Below are 16,254 nucleotides of genomic sequence, written 5' to 3'. Positions count from 1 at the left end.
CGGTGGGCGTCCCAGATCATGATTCTGATCGTATTCCGATATTGTTACTGATTCGCGCGGCAACCGAATCGGCGGCGCCCGTGGCTATTTCCGTTGGCTGGAGCTGCCTCGGCGGGGTTGGTGGTACCGGCGCGATCGGGTGGTTGTACCGGCGCGATCGCACGTGCACTCGGTTCGGCAGGTCGAGCGCGCCCCGGGCCCGGGCGGTCAGGGGCGCAGCGCGGGAGGCATCGCGGGGTCCTCGTGTCCGAGGAGGGGGGCGCCGGGCGGGAAGGTGACCGGGAGGGCGGCCAGGGAGCGGTGGAACGGGCCGGGGCGCCAGGTCGGGTCGTCGTCGGGGAAGGAGGCCTGCATCTCCGGTAAGGCGTCGAGCAACTGGTCGATGGCGCCTTCGGCGATCATATAGGCCAGCGACTGGGCGGGGCAGGCGTGCGGGCCCAGGCCCCAGGCCAGGTGGGCGCGGTTACCGGTGAGCTCCGAGGCCCGGATCGCGGGATCGTTGTTACAGGCGGCCATGCTGATGACCACCGGCTGGTGCGCGGGCAGCCAGACGTCGTCGAGCAGGATGGGCATCCGGGGGTAGGTGATGAGCAGGTTCGCCAGCGGGGGGTCGTTGAACAGCACTTCGTCCAGGGCATCGCGGGAGGTGAGGTTACCGCCGAGGACGCTGCCGCCGAACCGTTCGTCGGTGAGGATCAGCAGCAGGGTGTTCACGATCAGGTTCAGTTCGAACTCGATACCGGTGCCGTAGACCTGCGAGACGTGATGGGAAACCTCCTCCTCGGTGAGTCCGGCGGGATGCTGTAGCAGGACCGAGGTCATATCGCTGTCCGGCTCGGAACGCTTGAGCAGCACCAGGTTCATCAGCGCCTCACCCAGCATCCGGCTGCCCTCCTCCGCGTCCACCCCCTCGAGCATCGCGGCGATCCCGGCGGCCACCTGGTGGCCGATCTCGGGCGGGCTGCCGAGCAGATAGTTCATCACCTGGAAGGTCAGCGGGAACACGTACTGCTGAATGAGTTCGGCCTCGCCGTCGCGGCAGAACGAATTGATCAGCGGACCGGCGATATTCGCGACGACCGTGTGGATGGCATACATATCCACTTCGTCGATGCTCGCGGTGATGGCCTGGCGGTAGCGCAGGAATTCCTGTCCGGCGCACCGGCTGGCCATCGGCCGCCACTCCAGCAGCGGCAGAATCGGGCATTCGGCCGGAATATCCTTCTGCCACACCCGCGGATCCGCCGGAAACCGGTCCGGATCGTTGAGCACCTTCAGCGCGGTGGCGTATCCGATCACCAGTGTCGCCGGCACCCCCGGGGCCAGCTCCACCGGCGCGAGCGAACCGTAGCGCCGCCGCAACTCCGAATACACCCGGTGCGGGTCCGCCGCGAACTCGGGAACGTAGAGCGGTACCCGGGGCTCATCGGAATCGACCGGTGCGCCGTGCACGACCGGGGCCTGTGCGTGTTTTCTGTAATCCGAGGTAGTCAAGGACGGGACTCCATGCCGTTCGTGATGCGGGGTCACTGGTTTTCCAGCGACCGGCGCCGGTTCGAGCCTCCTCCTGCGATCTGCCGGCTCGAGCCGGAACGTGGCGATGGTACGACACCCTCATTACATCTGTTCGATTTCGAATCATGTTGTACAGGCACACTTTTCGGTCCAATTGGACTGGTCCGATCGCATTTCCGCACGGTGACGGCGCCCGGGAGGGAGCCGGACCACACCGGCCCGGCCCACACCCCGTCAGACTCCGAGCGCGTCCAGCGATTCGTTGTCGTGCACCGCGGTGGTGATCCGGCGCATCAGCGTCAGGCAGGTCTCACGCGACTGCATCTCGGGCTGATAGGCCGCCCGGCCGATGGTGAAGGCCCACGCGGCGTAGGCGAACATGGACTGCTGCCGATAGATGAGCCATGCCTCGTCGAAGCCCGGCGCCCGGCCGCCCGCGGCGGCGAGCTCCTCGAGATAGGCCCGCAGCAGATCGGGGGCCCAGGCCCGGCGGTCCTCGGGTTCGCACCCGGAATTGACCGTATACGCGAAATCGTGACCCCAGCCGCCGCGCATGACGACCTGCCAGTCCACATACCCCATCCGGCCCTCGGCGGTGCGGTAGGTCTGACCGATATGTGGATCGCCGTGCAGCAGGGTGTGCGGCAGTTCGCGGGTCGCCAGATCGACGGCCCGTTCGACTCCCGCCCACAACCGGTCCGCCCGGCCGTGCAGCGCCTCGGGAACCACTTCCGCGGCCCGCTCCAGCCCGACCCCGCAGCGGGTCTTCATATCGATCGCGGCGAGGTAGGCCTGCAATGCCTCGTTGGTGGTCTTGAGGACCTCGATGGCCGGATCCTCCCAGAAGGTGCCGTGCAGCCGGGCCAGATTACGGACCAGATCCTCCATCTCCGCACGGCCGATCGGGGCGGTGGGCTCGCTGAACACCGCGCCGCGGGTCACGGCGATATCCTCCATCAGCGCGATGGAACGCCACGAGGCGGCATCGGAGGCGCCCCAGTAGCCCAGCGGCGCCTGGATATCGAGCTTCGGCCGGAAATCCCGGAAGAACCGGGTCTCGCCGTCGATCATCTTGCCGCCACCCAGCAGAATGCGCTGACTCAGCGAGGTCGTGGTCTTGGCGAACAACGCCCGCGGTAGATCGGCGGCGAGGCCGGCCTCGTTGTATTCCACCCGGATCGCCACCCGGGTCGAGGTGCCGCTGCTGGCATCGGTGAGTTCGAACGACTGCACCTGCGCGCCGGGGGTGTCACGGCACAGCACCGCGGTGAGCCATTCGCTGGTCAGCGCGGCGCCGGAGGCGGGTACATCGTCGATGGCGCGGGCCCGATGCCCCGTGAGCTTCTCCCCCGCGATATGTCCCCCCACCGCGACCAACCGGCCGAGCAACCAGAGCTTGTGATTCATTTCCGCCTCACTTTCCGGACGCGGGCGAACGGCCGCGCACCGCTGCCGGGCCACCCGGCCCGGGCATCCTGTCGCACCGGAAGAGCCCGGCGCACAGTCGTATCCGCAGCGCGGGAACGACTTTCGGGCGCCTACGTTACGGGTAGCGGGCGGCGGCGGCATGCCGGTTCACCGGATCCGCTACCGGGTGACCCGATACCGGAACGAAACCGCTCCGCGGCCGGGCGGCCGGGCCGGCGGAAATATAATCGGGGCACCGACCACTGTCGACGAAAGAAGCGCTCTCATGGTGACGCTGTCTGTTCGACATGTACCGGACGCGGTGTACCGCGCCCTGCAGGTCCGCGCGGGCGATCACGGCCGCGGTGTCGAGGCCGAGATCCTGGCGATCCTGGCCGAGGCGGTGACACCGCCCCCACGGACCCGGCTGGGTTCGGTGCTGGCGCGGAACCCGGCCGAATCCGACGACGACCCGGAGAGCACCGGTGACGATCCGGACTCCGAGCGGTAGCCGGCGGCCCACCTCCGGCCACACCGCGCTGCGGGCCTCTCAACCACCCAGTCCGCGGAGCACCAGGTCCAGCCCGCGCCGGAATTCCACCTCGGGCGCGACTCCCCGCGCGTCGGCCGCGGTACGCGCCAGGAACGGGAACTCACCGGGCGGCAGTTCGGACATGGCGACCGTGCCCGCGCCGGACAGCGCCGCGTAATGCTCGTTCTGCAGGAATCCGAGCACATAAGCGATGAGGGTGCGCTGTGCGATCACCCGGTCCACTCCGGTGATCCCGCCGTCGGTGAGCACACCGAGCACGGTGTCGATCAGGCGCAGCGATTCGCGTGAGGCCTGGCGATGCCGCAGCACCAGCGGCACCACGGCCGGATGTCCGGCGACCGCGATACGGATCCGGTCCATGAGCACGCGGATCCGGTCCGGCCATCCGGTATCGGGCAGTGCCGGGTCGATCGTCCGGAAGATGTGGTCGACCACCAGCACTTCCAGCGCCCGCCGATCGGCCACGTAGCGGTAGAGACCCATGGTGGCCATACCGAGTTCACCGGCGACGGCCCGCATGGTGAGGGCTTCCAGACCGTCGCGGTCGAGGACCGCCAGGGCGGCGGCCACCAGTTGATCCTCGGTGAGCGAACGCGGCCTGGGCACGGGTTGACAGCGTACTGGATACGCGCATACTCGATTATAAGCGTACTTTGTACACCTAAAGGAGCAGTCCCGTGCCGTACCCCGATCCGATTCCCGCCCGCACCCTCCCGACCGCAAGCGGCGACACCGTCCCGGTCCCCCATCCCGAACTGCTCACCCATCTGCAGTTCCGGCGTTTCGCCGGCTGCCCGGTCTGCAACCTGCACCTGCGCTCCGTCGCCACCCGGCACGCCGAGATCCGCGCGGCCGGTATCCAGGAGGTGGTCGTCTTCCACTCGACGGTCGCGGAACTACGCAAGTACACCGACGATCTCGGCCTGGATGTGATCGCCGACCCCGAGCGCGCGCTGTACCGCGAATTCGGTGTCGAGTCCGGCGCCCGCGCTCTGCTGGACCCGCGCGCGTGGCCGGGCATCGCGCGAGCCGTGGGCAGCGAAGTCTCCGGCGGACGTGACGGCGGACGGCCCGCACCACCGGCCCGTCCCGAGGGCGGGCGCCTCGGCCTGCCCGCCGACTTCCTCATCGCCCCCGGCGGCACCGTCGTCGCCGCGAAATACGGCGTGCACGCCGACGATCAGTGGCCGGTCGACGAACTGCTCGCCCTCGCCGAGGCGCATACGACCACGGAACCCACCACACAGGAGGCCCGCCCATGATGACCGTGGAGATATGGGTGACCGGCCGTCCGCTCGACGAAGCGGCCGCCCGCGACCTGGCCGACCGGGTGCTGTCCGCCCTCACCGAATTCGACGACGCACCCGACGAAACCATGGGCAAGGCCCGCGAGTTCACCCACGTACTGGTGCACCGGCCGGACGCTTGGGCGACCGGCGGGCCGGACAGCGCGAGCGCGCCCCGCTATCTCGTCCGGCTGACGGTTCCCGGATCGTGGAGCGGAGACGGCGAATTCGGGCGGGGCGTCGTCCCGGCGATCACCGACGCGATCGCCGCCACCGAACCCGATCCGCAGCGGCTACGCCGCGAACCGCATTGTGTCGTCCAGATCGTCGGGCTCCGCGAGCACTGTGTGGGGATGCTGGGCCGGACGACCACCAGTACCGAACTCACCCGGCTGATGACGGCGGACTTCCGGGAGTCCGGCCGGGTGCCGGACGCACCCGAGGGCTTCACCATCGATCCGACCTGTGGAATGACCGTCGAATGGGCCACCACCCGGATCACCGCCACCCACAACGGAATCGACTACGCCTTCTGCGCTCCGTCGTGCCGCAAGGTCTTCCTGGAAGATCACGCGACACGCTGAGACCACGGCCGGTCCCGGCCACGGCCCGGCGCTAACCGTGGAGTTGCCGGGCGAGTGCCGCCCCGATGATCCGGGCGCCTTCCGGAAAGGCGCCCGGATTGGGTCCGGAGAAATTGATCCGCAGGTATTCGCCCGTGGGTTCGGCGGGAAACCATTCGTCGCCCGGCGCGACGAACACCCCCTCGTCCTCACAATCCCGGACCAGGCGTGCGAGATCGGTCCGGTCGGGAAGCCGCACCCACAGATGCAATCCACCCCGGGGCACCACCTCCAGCCGCGCGTCGGGGACGTGCTCGCGCAACGCGCCGACCAGCAGATCCCGCCGGGTCGCCAGCCGCTGCGCCAGACTCCGCAGATGGGTGCGCCAGCCGGGGTGGGTGACGATATCCAGGGCGACCGTCTGCAGTAACCCGCTCACGTACATCGATTCCGCCTGCGCGTCGGCCACGATCCGTTCCCGCGCGGGTCCCCGGGCGACGACGGCGGCGATCCGGACCGCCGGGGAAACGCTTTTGGTGAGCGAGCGGAGATAGACCACATGACCGGCATCGTCGCGGGCGGCCAGCGGGATCGGCACGGAGTCGATGCCGAAATCGTGGGCCCAGTCGTCCTCGACGAGGAACGCACCGTTGTCCCGCACCACCTCGAGGACTTCGGCGGCCCGCTCCGGCGCCCATTGCACGCCGGTGGGATTGGCGAAATGCGGTTGCGCGTAGAACGCCCGCGCTCCGGTCTGCCGGAAGGCCCGGATCAGATCCTCGATCCGGGGACCCCGCGAATCACCGGGCACGGGCACCACCCGGACCCCGGCGCGGGCGGCCGCCAGGATCGCACCCCAGTAGGTCGGCGATTCCACCAGCAGCGGCCGCCCCGGCCCGACCAGCGATTGGAAGGTGCTGTTGAGGCCGCTCTGACTGCCCGGGAACACCACCACATCGCTCGGCGCCGGGGGCAACACTGCGGCGGGGGCCACCGCCGCCAGTTCGGCGGCGAACCAGGCCTGCAGATCCGGCTGCCCGGCGCTGGGCGGCCGGTTCACCGCCGCGTCGCCTCGGCCGGCCCGGGTGAACGCGGCCCGGACCAGTCGCTCGGGAAGCAGTTCCCGGTCCGGATATCCGGAATGCAGCGCGATCCTGTCGTTCGGAATGGTCCGCAAGGCGCTGAACAAGCGCGAACCGTGACCGCGCGGCGAACCCAGGGCGGCGGTCTGCCAGCCGTAGTCGGCGGATCGGGCGGTGGGCACCGTGCGGACGAAAGTGCCTACCCCCGGTCGGCTTTCGATCAGCCCCTGCGCTGTCAGGGTGCGCAATGCCTTCTGGACAGTGACCGGACCGGCCGAATACCGCTCCACGAGCGCGCGGGTGGACGGCAGCCGGGCACCCGGGGGCGCGGCGGCGATCCAGTCGCGTAGATCCGCGACAATTCGCGAGCTGCTATCGTTGGACATGAGAGCCAATAGTAGCGCTACCGCTCCAATGACCTCAGTGCTATCGTCGCCCTCCACGCTGTCGAACGTGTGGGCAGGCCCGGCCTGGGGACTGCTCGGGGTCGCGGCGTTCTCGCTCACAGTTCCCCTCACCAAGCACGCCGTCGCCGACGACGGGCTGTCTCCGCTGTTCATCGCCGCCGCCCGCGCGGTCGTGGCGGTGATTCCGGCGGCCGCGGCACTCGTGCTCACCCGCCGACCCCTGCCACGCGGATCCCAGTGGCTGCGGCTGGGCATCGTCGCGGCCGGTGTGGTCATCGGTTTCCCGTTGCTCACGACGTTCGCGCTCACCGAGGCGTCGGCGGGCCACAGCGCCGTGGTCATCGCGCTGCTCCCGGCCGCCACCGCGGTCCTCGCGGTACTTCGCACCCGGGAGCATCCGCCGCGCGCGTTCTGGTTCACCGCGGCCGCCGGTACCGCCACCGCCGTAGGGTTCGCCGCGCTCCAGGGTGGCGGCACCGGCGGTGCGCACTGGTCGGATCTGCTGCTCCTGGGAGCGGTCGCCGCGGCCGCGGCCGGTTATGCCGAAGGCGGACTACTCAGCCGGGAACTCGGTTCCTGGCAGACCATCTCCTGGGCACTGGTGCTCTCCGCCCCGCTCATGATCGGGCTCACCGGTGTCGCGGTTTCCGTGGAAACACCTTCGGCCGCTCCCGGGCAGTGGGCGGCGTTCGGTTATCTCGGCCTGGTCAGCATGTTCCTGGGTTTCCTGGCCTGGTACCGCGGGCTCGCCCTCGGGCCGATGGCACAGGTCAGCCAGGTGCAGTTGATCCAGCCGGTACTGAGCATCGCCTGGGCCGCACTATTGCTGGGCGAGCCACTGACCTGGCCGACCGTGCTCGGCGCGGTGGCGGTGATCGGATGCGCCGGTACCGCCGTACGCACCCGGCTACGCCGGCAACCGCCTGCCGTCGCGACCTCCGGAACGTCGGCGCGAAAGCAGGCGGTGAGTGCCCGGACCGGGTCCTGATCCGGGCGACCCGGGCGCATCCCCGGTGCTTCCGGTCACCATGGGGAATCGGTGATCCTTCGGTACCGTTGAGCGGAAGGAGTCCGGCAAGCGGGCTCGCGGACGAGGGAGCAGTACCCGCATCGCGACAAGACTGACTCGAAAGGGTTTGTCATGTCCTGGTTCGTCCTGGTGGTCTCCGGTGTACTGGAGGCGGTGTGGGCCACGGCGCTGTCGGCGTCGCACGGCTTCCGCCGCTGGAAACCGACCGTTGTCTTCCTGATCGCTCTCGCGCTGAGTATGGCCGGTCTGGCCTGGGCCATGATCGATCTCCCCACCGGCACGGCCTATGCGGTGTGGGTCGGGACCGGCGCGACGCTGACCGTCGTCTGGGGTGTCGCCACCGGCCGAGAACGCGCCGATACGACTCGTGTTCTGCTGCTCACCCTGCTCATCGCCTCGGTGGTGGGCCTGAAGGTGGTGAGCTGAGATGGCATGGATCATCCTGCTGGCCAGCGCCGTCTGCGAGGCCGTGTGGGCGACCGCGCTCGGGCAATCCGACGGATTCACCCGGCCGCTGCCCACCGCCGTCTTCTTCGTGGCGCTGGCGGCCAGTATGGCCGGACTGGGCCTGGCGGTCCGCCGGATTCCGATCGGCAGCGCCTACGCGGTGTGGACCGGCGTGGGCACGGCCCTGACCGTCGGCTACACCATGGTGACGGGCGGCGAGGCGGTAACCGCCGCCAAGCTCGTCTGCCTCGCGGGCATCGTCGTGGCGGTGCTCGGCCTCGAACTGCTACCGCACGAGAAAGCGCAGCGTTGAGATCCGCTCTGCCGACGCCCGATTCCGGGTGTCGGCAGGGCTGATCACGCAGCACGACCCGAATTCCTCCGCCGCCGATCCGCCGAACCCACGGCGGCGAGCCGGCCCGCCGAGATCAGGGATAGACGCGCTCGCGGTAGCTGTCGAGGATCTTCTGGATCGAGGACGTGACCGACAGATCCTTCCCGTCGAGCGGTGCCCAGAGATAGCGCGCGTGCGCGCTCAGCACTACCGGACCGTAAGCCGCGACCTCGACCGCGAAATGCAACCGCCGCACCGGTTTGCCCTGCGGCGACAGATAGTCGAAGTCCCCGATGTGGTGGCGGACATCGGTCACCGTGAGCCCGGTCTCCTCGAAGACGCCGCGCGTGAGCGCGCCGGTCACCGATTCACCGGCTTCGACGGTGGCTCCGGGCAGCTTCCGGGTGGGACGAATGGGCCCGGTGCTGGGTAGTTCCAGCAGCAGGATCTGACCGCCCCGATCGATGATCGCGCCGACCCTCAGCCCCACCCCGTCTCGCTCTCCACGCGGCAGGGTCTCGTCGAACATCGATACCGACATGGATGGCCTCACCAACCTTCGATCGGGCGAACTCGCCGTAACACGCCGACGGCGAATACTTCGATATTACCGTGCCATGACCGGGAGGTGACAGCAGATCACGGAAGTCAACGCGTTCACATGGTTTCACCGGCGCCTCTGGGCGGCCGCCGGGACCAGTGGTTTCCGGTCGGCTACGAAGCCGCGACGACCAGGTGAACAGTATTGGTCGCCAACGTATTCGCGCCCGGCACCCTCCCGCATCCCGGCGGACCCTGCCCACCCCGAACCATCGTGCGCGCCTGCGCCTCCCGCCCCCGCGGATACCGGGCGACTGTGACGCAAACCTCGAGACCGGGCGGCGCGCCATCGCCCGCGTCGAGCGGACGCGGCGAAGGACGGTCGGCAGGCGGAAGAGAATACAATTCTCCGGAATCGGGGGTTTCGTTCCGGAACGGCGCCGGCCGCCCTATGCTGAGCGCGTGCCCAAGGATCGTCGCTACCGGGTCGTCCAGTGGACGACCGGCAATGTCGGTAAGAGCTCGGTACGCGCGATCGTCGCGAACCCGACGCTGGAACTCGTCGGCTGCTACGCGTGGTCGCCGGACAAGGTCGGCCGCGATATCGGTGAGCTGTGCGGACTGGAGCCCGTGGGGCTCACCGCGACCGACGATATCGACGCGCTGCTGGCCCTGAAGCCGGATTGCGTGGTCTACAACCCGATGTGGATCGACGTCGACGAACTGGTCCGCATCCTGGCCGCGGGCGTCGACGTGGTCTCCAGCGCCTCGTTCATCACCGGCCATCGGCAGGGGCCCGGCCGCGACCGGATCGCCGAGGCCTGCCGCCGCGGCGGCTCCACCATCTTCGGATCCGGCATCAGCCCCGGATTCGTCAACCTGCTGGCCATCGTGTCGGCGGGGATCTGCGACCGGGTCGACAAGGTCACCGTGAGCGAGGCGGCCGACACCACCTTCTACGATTCGCCCGCGACCGAGCGGCCGGTGGGCTTCGGCGAACCGATCGACCGCCCGGATCTGCCCGCGATGGCGGCCGAGGGAACGGCCGTATTCGGCGAGGCGGTGCGTCTCATCGCCGACGCCCTGGGCGTGGAACTCGACGAAGTGCGCTGCGATGCCGAATTCGCGCAGACCACCGCCGATCTGGATCTCGGATCCTGGACCATCCCGGCGGGCGGCGTCGCGGGCGTCTACGCGTCCTGGAAGGGCCTGGTCGCAGGCCGCACGCTGGTGGAACTGACGGTTCGCTGGCGCAAGGGCCAGACCCTCGAACCCGACTGGAAGATCGACCAGGACGGCTGGGTACTCCAGGTGGACGGCCGCCCGACGGTCAAGAACATCGTGAGTTTCCTGCCGCCCCCGGATTTCCAGGCCGAGACCATCGCCGATTTCATGACTCTCGGGCACATCATGACCGCCATGCCGGTGATCAACGCGATCCCCGCCGTGGTGGCCGCGGAACCGGGCATAGTCACCTACAACGATCTTCCGTTGATCCAGCCCCGCGGGGTGGTACCCGGAATCCGGTAGCCGCACCGGCCCTCTCGGCCGGCGGTACCGGCGCCGGGCCATCCACCCCGCCGGCGGCTACTATTCGCATATCGCCGTCCGGGGCCGTCCGGCGGCGGGCGCGGCACAGTGGAGGGATCCGCTGCGCGGCGCGGGAGTTCCCGCACGGCCGGAGTGTCCCCCGCGACCGTCGGTGTGCGGACCCCGAGCGCAGAGGGGACGAGATGGACAGGCCGGGATGGGCGCCCGAGGGTGTGGATATGACACAGCCGAGCCCGGCGCGGATGTACGACGCGCTGCTGGGCGGATCGCACAACTTCGAGGTCGATCGGCTGGCCGCGCAGCGCGGTAGCCGGTTGGTGCCCGACCTGCCCCGGCTGGCGCTGAGCAATCGGGCGTTCCTGCGACGCGCGGTGGGTTTCCTCATGGACCGCGGCATCACCCAATTCCTCGATATCGGCTCGGGTATCCCGACCGCCGGCAATGTCCACGAAATCGTGCGGGAGCGCGACTCCGGGGCCCGCGTGCTGTACGTGGACATCGATCCGATCGCGGTCGCGCATTCCCGTGCGATCCTGGCGGGCGACGACCACTGCGGCGCACTCGAAGCGGATCTGCGCGATCCGGACGAACTGCTGCGCCGGGTGCGCACGACCGGACTCCTCGATTTCGACCGGCCGGTGGCGATCCTGCTCTTCGCGGTTCTGCATCTGCTGGCCGACGCCGATCTGCCCGCGGCGCGGGTCACGGCCCTGCGGCAGGCGGTGGCCCCGGGCAGTCATGTGGCGATCTCCCACCTGACCTCGGCGCTGCGTCCCGACGATGCCGAACGGCTGCACGAATCGTCGGCCACGGGCAACCAGGTCGGTATCCAGTTCCGCTCGCGCGCCGCCATCAGCGCACTGTTCGACGGCTGGGAGCTGGTGGAACCGGGCGTGGTCGAACTACCGCTGTGGCGGCCGGAATCCGAGCGCGACCGGCACGAGGCCCCCGGCCGGTCGCTCGGACTGGCCGGTGTGGCGTGCAAGGCCTGACAACCGCGGCGGGGTAGGGGATCCGGGGTGAGCGTACGGGACCTCGCCGCCGGGTGGGCGGACGCGCTGGACGGGACGGTGGCGCCGACGCTGACCCGGGATCGGATCGAGGACCTGCTCACCGAACTCACCGGAGGGCTGCTCGACGCGCTGCGCGGTTGCCACCTCCCCCAGACCGCGCAATCGGCGGCCGCGGCGCTGGTGGCGGTGAACTATCGCGATCCCCGGGTCGCGGGGCGGACCCTGCCGGTGATCCTGGGCCCCATGGCCGATCACATCCGCCGCGAGGGCGTCGAGGCGGCGGGGGTCGACGATCGGGCCGTCCTGGTCGCCGCCGAGTTCGCCACCGGATATACGGACGCCCTGCGCTCGGCGGCACTGCAGGAGCAGGAGATCACCTTGGCCGCGGCCCTGGCCGCCGCCAAGGAGGCCGACCGGCGGCGGGAACTCTCCGAGGCCCGTTTCTCGGCCGTATTCGCCGGTGCCTCGGTGGGTATCGGGACGGTCGATACCCGGGGCCGGGTGCTGGACGCCAACACCGCCTTCGCCGAGATGCTCGGCCTGGACGTCGAGCAGATGCCCGGCCGGACGGTGATCGAACTGATCGGCGCGGCCAATATCGGCGCCGCCTATGCCCGGATGACCAATCTACTGACGGGCGGGATCGACCGCTTCCGGCTGGAGGTCGACCACCGGCGCCCCGACGGTTCGACCGCCGGGATCGATCTGTCCATGTCGGCGGTCCGCGACCGCCGCGGCGAGGTGTTGTTCCTGATCGGCGTCGCGGTGGATGTCACCGAACGCCGGGAACTGGCCGCCCGACTGTGGCACGACGCCAACCACGACGAACTCACCGGACTGCCCAATCGCGGTCATTTCTTCGATCGGCTGGCGGCCGCACGCCCGCCGGTGGGGGTCGCCTATCTCGATCTGGACGGGTTCAAAGAGGTCAACGACCGGTGGGGCCATTCGGTGGGCGACGAGGTGCTGCGCACGGTGAGCGCCCGGCTGCGCCACGTCGTCGAGGCCGCGGGCGGGATCGCCGCGCGCCTGGGCGGTGACGAGTTCATCGTGATGGTCGAACAGTGCACCGGCACCGAACGGCTCACCGCGCTGCGCGACGAACTGACCGCGGCGCTCACCGCGCCGATGGCGGTCCGCGGGCAGACGATCAGTGTCGGCGCGAGTATCGGCACGGTGTATCTCGAGGACGCGCCCACCGCGGTGGACGAGGCCATGCAGGCCGCCGATGCGGCCATGTACCGCAACAAGACCACCCGTTCCCGCGCCTGAATCCGGGCTCCGGGCCGGACCGGACCGCGCCTTCCCGTTGACTTTCTATGACGACCGGTCTACTTTTTCCTTATGAGCGCAAAAGGGGCCGAGACCAAGCAGCGGATGATCGAGGCGACACGCGCCTCGATCGAACGCCGCGGCTATTTCGGGACCGGGCTCAATCAGATATTGGCCGACAGCGACACCCCGCGCGGTTCGCTCTACTTCCATTTCCCCGGCGGTAAGGACGAACTCGTCGCGGCGGCGGTCACCCGGTCCACGGGATCGATCGAGGCGGCCATCCAGGCCGCCGACATCACCGACCCGGCCGCGGCGTTCACCGGCCTCATCACCCTGCTGGGCGACCGGCTCGAGGAATCCGGCTGGGTATGCGGCTGCCCGATCGCCACCGTCGCGCTGGAGGTCGCCGGGGAGAACGATACGGTGCAACGCGCCTGCGCCGAGGTGTACGACCGGTGGACGCAGGCCCTGCGGGTCGTCCTGCGCGCCACCGGCCGCGCCGACGCCGACGATCTCGCCGTCGCCCTGCTCGCCCTCGTCGAGGGCGGATTGGTGCTGGCACAGGCGCAGCGCAGTCGCGCACCACTGGACAGCGTGTCGCGCGTCGCGCGAACCATGCTCTGACGGAGTGCCTTTCGCGAGCTTTTCGCGGCGGCATAAAATATGTAGACCAGTCTAGTTAGGACAACTCATGACCACACCCGATAGCGCGGTCTTCGGCGCCGCCGGATTCATCGGACGCGCACTCGTCGCCCGGCTGCTGGCCCGGGGCCATACCGTGGCGGCCGCGGTCCGGCCCGGGACCGGGCAGCGCCTCACCGACTACCTCGACGCCCAAGGGGTACCGCGCGGCGCCCTGAGCGTCTACGCCTGCGATATCACCGATCCGGAACTCGGCGAGATGGGCGCGGCCGCCCTCACCGATATCCGCGATGTCTACAACTGCGCCGCGCTGTTCGCCTTCGGTCTCGATCCCGGCCGGGCCCGGGCCGTCAATATCGACGGCGCCCTGCGAATCCTCGAATGGTCCGCGCGCCGGCCAGGCTTGCGCCGGCTGGTCCACATCACCGGCTACCGGGTGACCGTGCCGGATTCCGCCGAACACGACTACGGCGTCGGCGCCTACGGCGCCTCGAAATTCGAGGGCGACGCGATACTGCGGGAACGCGCCACCGCGGCCGGGGTGCCGCTGACCGTCGCCGATCCGAGCACGGTGATCGGCCCCGGACAATACATCGGCCTGGCCGAGCTGGTCCGGGACCTGTGGGAGGGCCGGTTGCCGGCGCTACCGGGCAACGCCCGGACCTTGCTGCCCATCGTGGATCTCGAATACTTCGTCGACTTCCTGAGGTCGCTCCCGCAGCACCCGGAGACGGCGGGCCGGTCCTATACCGTGCTCGACCCGTCCACACCGCCGCTTCCCGATATGGTCCGGCTGCTCGCCGCCCACCTCGGCGTGCGCGCACCCAGGTTCACCGTCCCGGCCGGGCTGGTCGAACGACTGCCGCGCCGGGTGACCGGAGTCGACCGGGAGCGGCTGGCCTTCATCGCCGACGATCGATACGACACCTCCGCGGCGGACGCGGTCGCCGCGGCGGCCGGCCTCGTCATGCCGCCCGCCGCGACGGCACTCCGGAACTGGGCGGATCATCTGGTGAGCAGCCGCTTCGGCGCGACGGCGGCGAATCCGGCCGCCGGATTCCATCGCGGGCTGTGGACCGACGGCGATCGCCGCACACCGGAATTCGTGCTGCTGCACGGACTTCCCACCGATAGCGAGGCATGGCGGGAGGTCCGCGCGCGTACCGGCGGCACCACCCTGGCCGTGGACCTGCCGGGACTCGGCCGCTCGCATCCCGGACCCGCAGCGCCCGATTTCCGCCTCGACGAACTCATGGCCGATATCACCGGGCGGCCTGTGCTGGTGGGTCATTCGCTCGGCTGCCTGCCGGTGCTGCGCTACGCGCACGCTCATCCCGACCGAATCGCGGGTGTCGTCCTGGTGGCCCCCGCCTTCCTCCAGCCGCGGGGGCCGCGCCTTCTCCGGATGCCGTTCACCGCCGCCCTGCTGCGCCGCCTGCCATCAGCCCGGCTGGCCCGGCTGCTCGGCGTCCCCGACGGTCCGGCGATCGAGAGCGCGAACGCGGCACTGCGCCGCCCGGGGGTGGCGCGCCGGACGCTCGCCGCCCTGCGCGCCGCGAGCCGGCCGGGTAGCCGGGCGGCCGCCCGCGACCTGCTCGGCGAGACGACGGTGCCGATCCGGATCGTGGCCGGTTCCGAGGATCCCGTCGACAGCGCGGCCCGGTTCCCGGTGACCGTGATCGAGGGCGCCGGTCACAATCCCCATCTCACCCATCCCGAGCGGGTCGCCGACGTATTACGCGCCGCCCGAGCCGCTTTCGCGGAATCGGTCGTATGATCCGGCCCGGATGACACGGGGGACTTCTCCGCTCGCCCTCCCGGGTGGCGCTATCGCGCGTCACCCGGGAGGGCGCCGGCACCGAGCCGCAACATCCGGCCGGTCGCGGGAGCGTTGAGCAATCCGTCCCAGGCGTCGATCAGATCCGCCAGCGCCGCCTCCTCCGGATAACTCCCGGACCGGCCGAAACCGGCCAGCGTGCGCATCACACTCGCGTACACGATGCGAACGCGGCGATGTCCGAGTTCGGCCGGCAACCGGTCGAGCGCCGAATGCAGGACGCGGTTCACCGTGAGGCCGCTGGTGGTGACCTCCGGATCCGCGGAATTGAAGGCGCCGTCGAGCATCTCGGCCTCCAGCAGCCGGTCGAGCAGACCCGCGTAGTGGTGACCGCGACGGACACTGTCGACCAGGGGCAGCACCAGCGCCCAGAGCGCCTCCCGGGTGGTCAGCTCCGCCCCGGTGGCGCTCAGCTCCCGGATGAGCGCCTCACGTTCGGCGTTGATGACAGGCAGGCGGTGCTCGAACACCGCGCGCAGCAGGTTTGCCTTGGAACCGAAGTAGTAGCTGATCACCGAGGCGTTGTGCTGCCCCGCGGCGGCGCGGATCTCGGCGAGGGTGACGGCCTCGTATCCGCGCTGGGCGAAGAGGCGCTCGGCGGTTTCGATCAGCAGCACCCGGGTTTCCTCCCCCGCGCTGTAGCGGCCGCGTCTGGCGGTCATCGATATTCGGCCCAATCCGGAGCGGGGTGATCGACATCTGACGCTGCCGTCGTACCGAACGCCGCCGGGTTTGTAAAGGGAAGCGAGCAGGCCGATCGGATGCCTTCGCA

Annotated in this window: 17 protein-coding genes and 1 riboswitch; of the genes, 11 read left to right on the top strand and 6 right to left on the bottom strand. The window is 69.7% G+C overall.

The features are described from left to right. Positions 1-207: 207 nt before the first annotated feature. Together AB0F41_RS17715 and AB0F41_RS17710 are read right to left on the bottom strand one after the other, a co-directional pair. A complete protein-coding gene (locus AB0F41_RS17715) occupies positions 208-1,494 on the bottom strand; it encodes a cytochrome P450 (RefSeq protein ID WP_357424989.1) in 1,287 nt (428 codons plus the stop codon). A gap of 255 nt (positions 1,495-1,749) precedes the next feature. Then, positions 1,750-2,922, bottom strand: a complete 1,173-nt coding sequence (locus AB0F41_RS17710; RefSeq protein ID WP_357424987.1) for an aminoglycoside phosphotransferase family protein — start codon at positions 2,920-2,922, stop codon at positions 1,750-1,752. Between the two features lie 286 nt (positions 2,923-3,208). Here AB0F41_RS17710 and AB0F41_RS17705 point away from each other — a divergent pair, with 286 nt between their 5' ends. Then, complete coding sequence (locus AB0F41_RS17705; protein ID WP_357424985.1) at positions 3,209-3,433, top strand: hypothetical protein; 225 nt, start codon at positions 3,209-3,211, stop codon at positions 3,431-3,433. A 39-nt stretch (positions 3,434-3,472) separates the two neighbouring features. On the opposite strand, the gene AB0F41_RS17700 is transcribed toward AB0F41_RS17705, so the two are convergent. Next, positions 3,473-4,081, bottom strand: a complete 609-nt coding sequence (locus AB0F41_RS17700) for a TetR/AcrR family transcriptional regulator C-terminal domain-containing protein (RefSeq protein ID WP_357424983.1) — start codon at positions 4,079-4,081, stop codon at positions 3,473-3,475. 71 nt (positions 4,082-4,152) lie between these two features. On the opposite strand from AB0F41_RS17700, the gene AB0F41_RS17695 reads away from it, so the two are divergent. Both AB0F41_RS17695 and AB0F41_RS17690 read left to right on the top strand, forming a co-directional pair. Beyond that, positions 4,153-4,737, top strand: a complete 585-nt coding sequence (locus AB0F41_RS17695; RefSeq protein ID WP_357424981.1) for a peroxiredoxin-like family protein — start codon at positions 4,153-4,155, stop codon at positions 4,735-4,737. After that, positions 4,734-5,345 carry an ATPase gene (locus AB0F41_RS17690; RefSeq protein WP_357424979.1) on the top strand — a complete coding sequence of 204 codons (612 nt, stop codon included), beginning with the start codon at positions 4,734-4,736 and terminating at the stop codon, positions 5,343-5,345. The genes AB0F41_RS17695 and AB0F41_RS17690 overlap by 4 nt, the downstream gene beginning before the upstream one ends. A gap of 31 nt (positions 5,346-5,376) precedes the next feature. Here the strand turns inward: AB0F41_RS17690 and AB0F41_RS17685 are convergent, their stop codons facing one another. Beyond that, the gene (locus AB0F41_RS17685; protein WP_357424977.1) at positions 5,377-6,792 is read right to left on the bottom strand and encodes a PLP-dependent aminotransferase family protein; all 1,416 of its coding nucleotides are present in this window, start codon (positions 6,790-6,792) and stop codon (positions 5,377-5,379) included. 28 nt (positions 6,793-6,820) lie between these two features. On the opposite strand from AB0F41_RS17685, the gene AB0F41_RS17680 reads away from it, so the two are divergent. The 3 genes from AB0F41_RS17680 (at position 6,821) to AB0F41_RS17670 (ending at position 8,603) form a co-directional block, all read left to right on the top strand. Next, the gene (locus tag AB0F41_RS17680) at positions 6,821-7,801 is read left to right on the top strand and encodes a DMT family transporter (RefSeq protein ID WP_357424975.1); all 981 of its coding nucleotides are present in this window, start codon (positions 6,821-6,823) and stop codon (positions 7,799-7,801) included. Positions 7,802-7,877: 76 nt separating this feature from the next. Beyond that, positions 7,878-7,944, top strand: a riboswitch (guanidine-III (ykkC-III) riboswitch). A gap of 10 nt (positions 7,945-7,954) precedes the next feature. Continuing rightward, positions 7,955-8,269 (top strand): multidrug efflux SMR transporter, encoded by a 315-nt coding sequence (locus tag AB0F41_RS17675; RefSeq protein WP_357424973.1) that lies wholly within the window; start codon positions 7,955-7,957, stop codon positions 8,267-8,269. A 1-nt stretch (position 8,270) separates the two neighbouring features. Next, on the top strand, positions 8,271-8,603 hold the full coding sequence (locus tag AB0F41_RS17670; protein ID WP_357424971.1) for a multidrug efflux SMR transporter: 333 nt from the start codon (positions 8,271-8,273) through the stop codon (positions 8,601-8,603). Positions 8,604-8,718: 115 nt separating this feature from the next. On the opposite strand, the gene AB0F41_RS17665 is transcribed toward AB0F41_RS17670, so the two are convergent. Next, on the bottom strand, positions 8,719-9,165 hold the full coding sequence (locus AB0F41_RS17665; protein WP_357424969.1) for an NUDIX domain-containing protein: 447 nt from the start codon (positions 9,163-9,165) through the stop codon (positions 8,719-8,721). Between the two features lie 461 nt (positions 9,166-9,626). Here AB0F41_RS17665 and AB0F41_RS17660 point away from each other — a divergent pair, with 461 nt between their 5' ends. From AB0F41_RS17660 to AB0F41_RS17640, 5 genes are all read left to right on the top strand, one after another. Then, entirely contained in the window at positions 9,627-10,694 is a 1,068-nt protein-coding gene (locus tag AB0F41_RS17660; protein ID WP_357424967.1) for a dihydrodipicolinate reductase, read from the top strand. Between the two features lie 203 nt (positions 10,695-10,897). Further along, positions 10,898-11,707, top strand: coding sequence for an SAM-dependent methyltransferase (locus tag AB0F41_RS17655; RefSeq protein WP_357424965.1), 810 nt, complete (start codon positions 10,898-10,900; stop codon positions 11,705-11,707). Positions 11,708-11,734: 27 nt separating this feature from the next. Continuing rightward, positions 11,735-13,000, top strand: coding sequence for a sensor domain-containing diguanylate cyclase (locus AB0F41_RS17650; RefSeq protein ID WP_357424963.1), 1,266 nt, complete (start codon positions 11,735-11,737; stop codon positions 12,998-13,000). A gap of 72 nt (positions 13,001-13,072) precedes the next feature. Beyond that, positions 13,073-13,627 carry a TetR/AcrR family transcriptional regulator gene (locus AB0F41_RS17645; RefSeq protein ID WP_357424961.1) on the top strand — a complete coding sequence of 185 codons (555 nt, stop codon included), beginning with the start codon at positions 13,073-13,075 and terminating at the stop codon, positions 13,625-13,627. 67 nt (positions 13,628-13,694) lie between these two features. Further along, entirely contained in the window at positions 13,695-15,422 is a 1,728-nt protein-coding gene (locus AB0F41_RS17640) for an alpha/beta fold hydrolase (RefSeq protein ID WP_357424959.1), read from the top strand. A 50-nt stretch (positions 15,423-15,472) separates the two neighbouring features. Here the strand turns inward: AB0F41_RS17640 and AB0F41_RS17635 are convergent, their stop codons facing one another. After that, the gene (locus AB0F41_RS17635; RefSeq protein ID WP_357424957.1) at positions 15,473-16,144 is read right to left on the bottom strand and encodes a helix-turn-helix domain-containing protein; all 672 of its coding nucleotides are present in this window, start codon (positions 16,142-16,144) and stop codon (positions 15,473-15,475) included. Between the last annotated feature and the right edge of the window lie 110 nt (positions 16,145-16,254).

Source organism: Nocardia sp. NPDC024068, assembly GCF_040638875.1.
Lineage (GTDB): Bacteria > Actinomycetota > Actinomycetes > Mycobacteriales > Mycobacteriaceae > Nocardia.
The sequence above is the reverse complement of the archived record's forward strand: the minus strand, read 5'-3'. Positions and strand labels throughout refer to the sequence as shown.

What these genes read in the sequence shown, in the direction of transcription:
- AB0F41_RS17705 (WP_357424985.1), top strand. Translation starts at nt 3,209, where the DNA reads ATGGTGACGCTGTCTGTTCGACATGTACCGGACGCGGTGTACCGCGCC.
- AB0F41_RS17640 (WP_357424959.1), top strand. Translation starts at nt 13,695, where the DNA reads ATGACCACACCCGATAGCGCGGTCTTCGGCGCCGCCGGATTCATCGGA.
- AB0F41_RS17655 (WP_357424965.1), top strand. Translation starts at nt 10,898, where the DNA reads ATGGACAGGCCGGGATGGGCGCCCGAGGGTGTGGATATGACACAGCCG.
- AB0F41_RS17665 (WP_357424969.1), bottom strand. Translation starts at nt 9,165, where the DNA reads ATGTCGGTATCGATGTTCGACGAGACCCTGCCGCGTGGAGAGCGAGAC.
- AB0F41_RS17670 (WP_357424971.1), top strand. Translation starts at nt 8,271, where the DNA reads ATGGCATGGATCATCCTGCTGGCCAGCGCCGTCTGCGAGGCCGTGTGG.
- AB0F41_RS17690 (WP_357424979.1), top strand. Translation starts at nt 4,734, where the DNA reads ATGATGACCGTGGAGATATGGGTGACCGGCCGTCCGCTCGACGAAGCG.
- AB0F41_RS17710 (WP_357424987.1), bottom strand. Translation starts at nt 2,922, where the DNA reads ATGAATCACAAGCTCTGGTTGCTCGGCCGGTTGGTCGCGGTGGGGGGA.
- AB0F41_RS17680 (WP_357424975.1), top strand. Translation starts at nt 6,821, where the DNA reads ATGACCTCAGTGCTATCGTCGCCCTCCACGCTGTCGAACGTGTGGGCA.
- AB0F41_RS17685 (WP_357424977.1), bottom strand. Translation starts at nt 6,792, where the DNA reads ATGTCCAACGATAGCAGCTCGCGAATTGTCGCGGATCTACGCGACTGG.
- AB0F41_RS17645 (WP_357424961.1), top strand. Translation starts at nt 13,073, where the DNA reads ATGAGCGCAAAAGGGGCCGAGACCAAGCAGCGGATGATCGAGGCGACA.
- AB0F41_RS17635 (WP_357424957.1), bottom strand. Translation starts at nt 16,144, where the DNA reads ATGACCGCCAGACGCGGCCGCTACAGCGCGGGGGAGGAAACCCGGGTG.
- AB0F41_RS17675 (WP_357424973.1), top strand. Translation starts at nt 7,955, where the DNA reads ATGTCCTGGTTCGTCCTGGTGGTCTCCGGTGTACTGGAGGCGGTGTGG.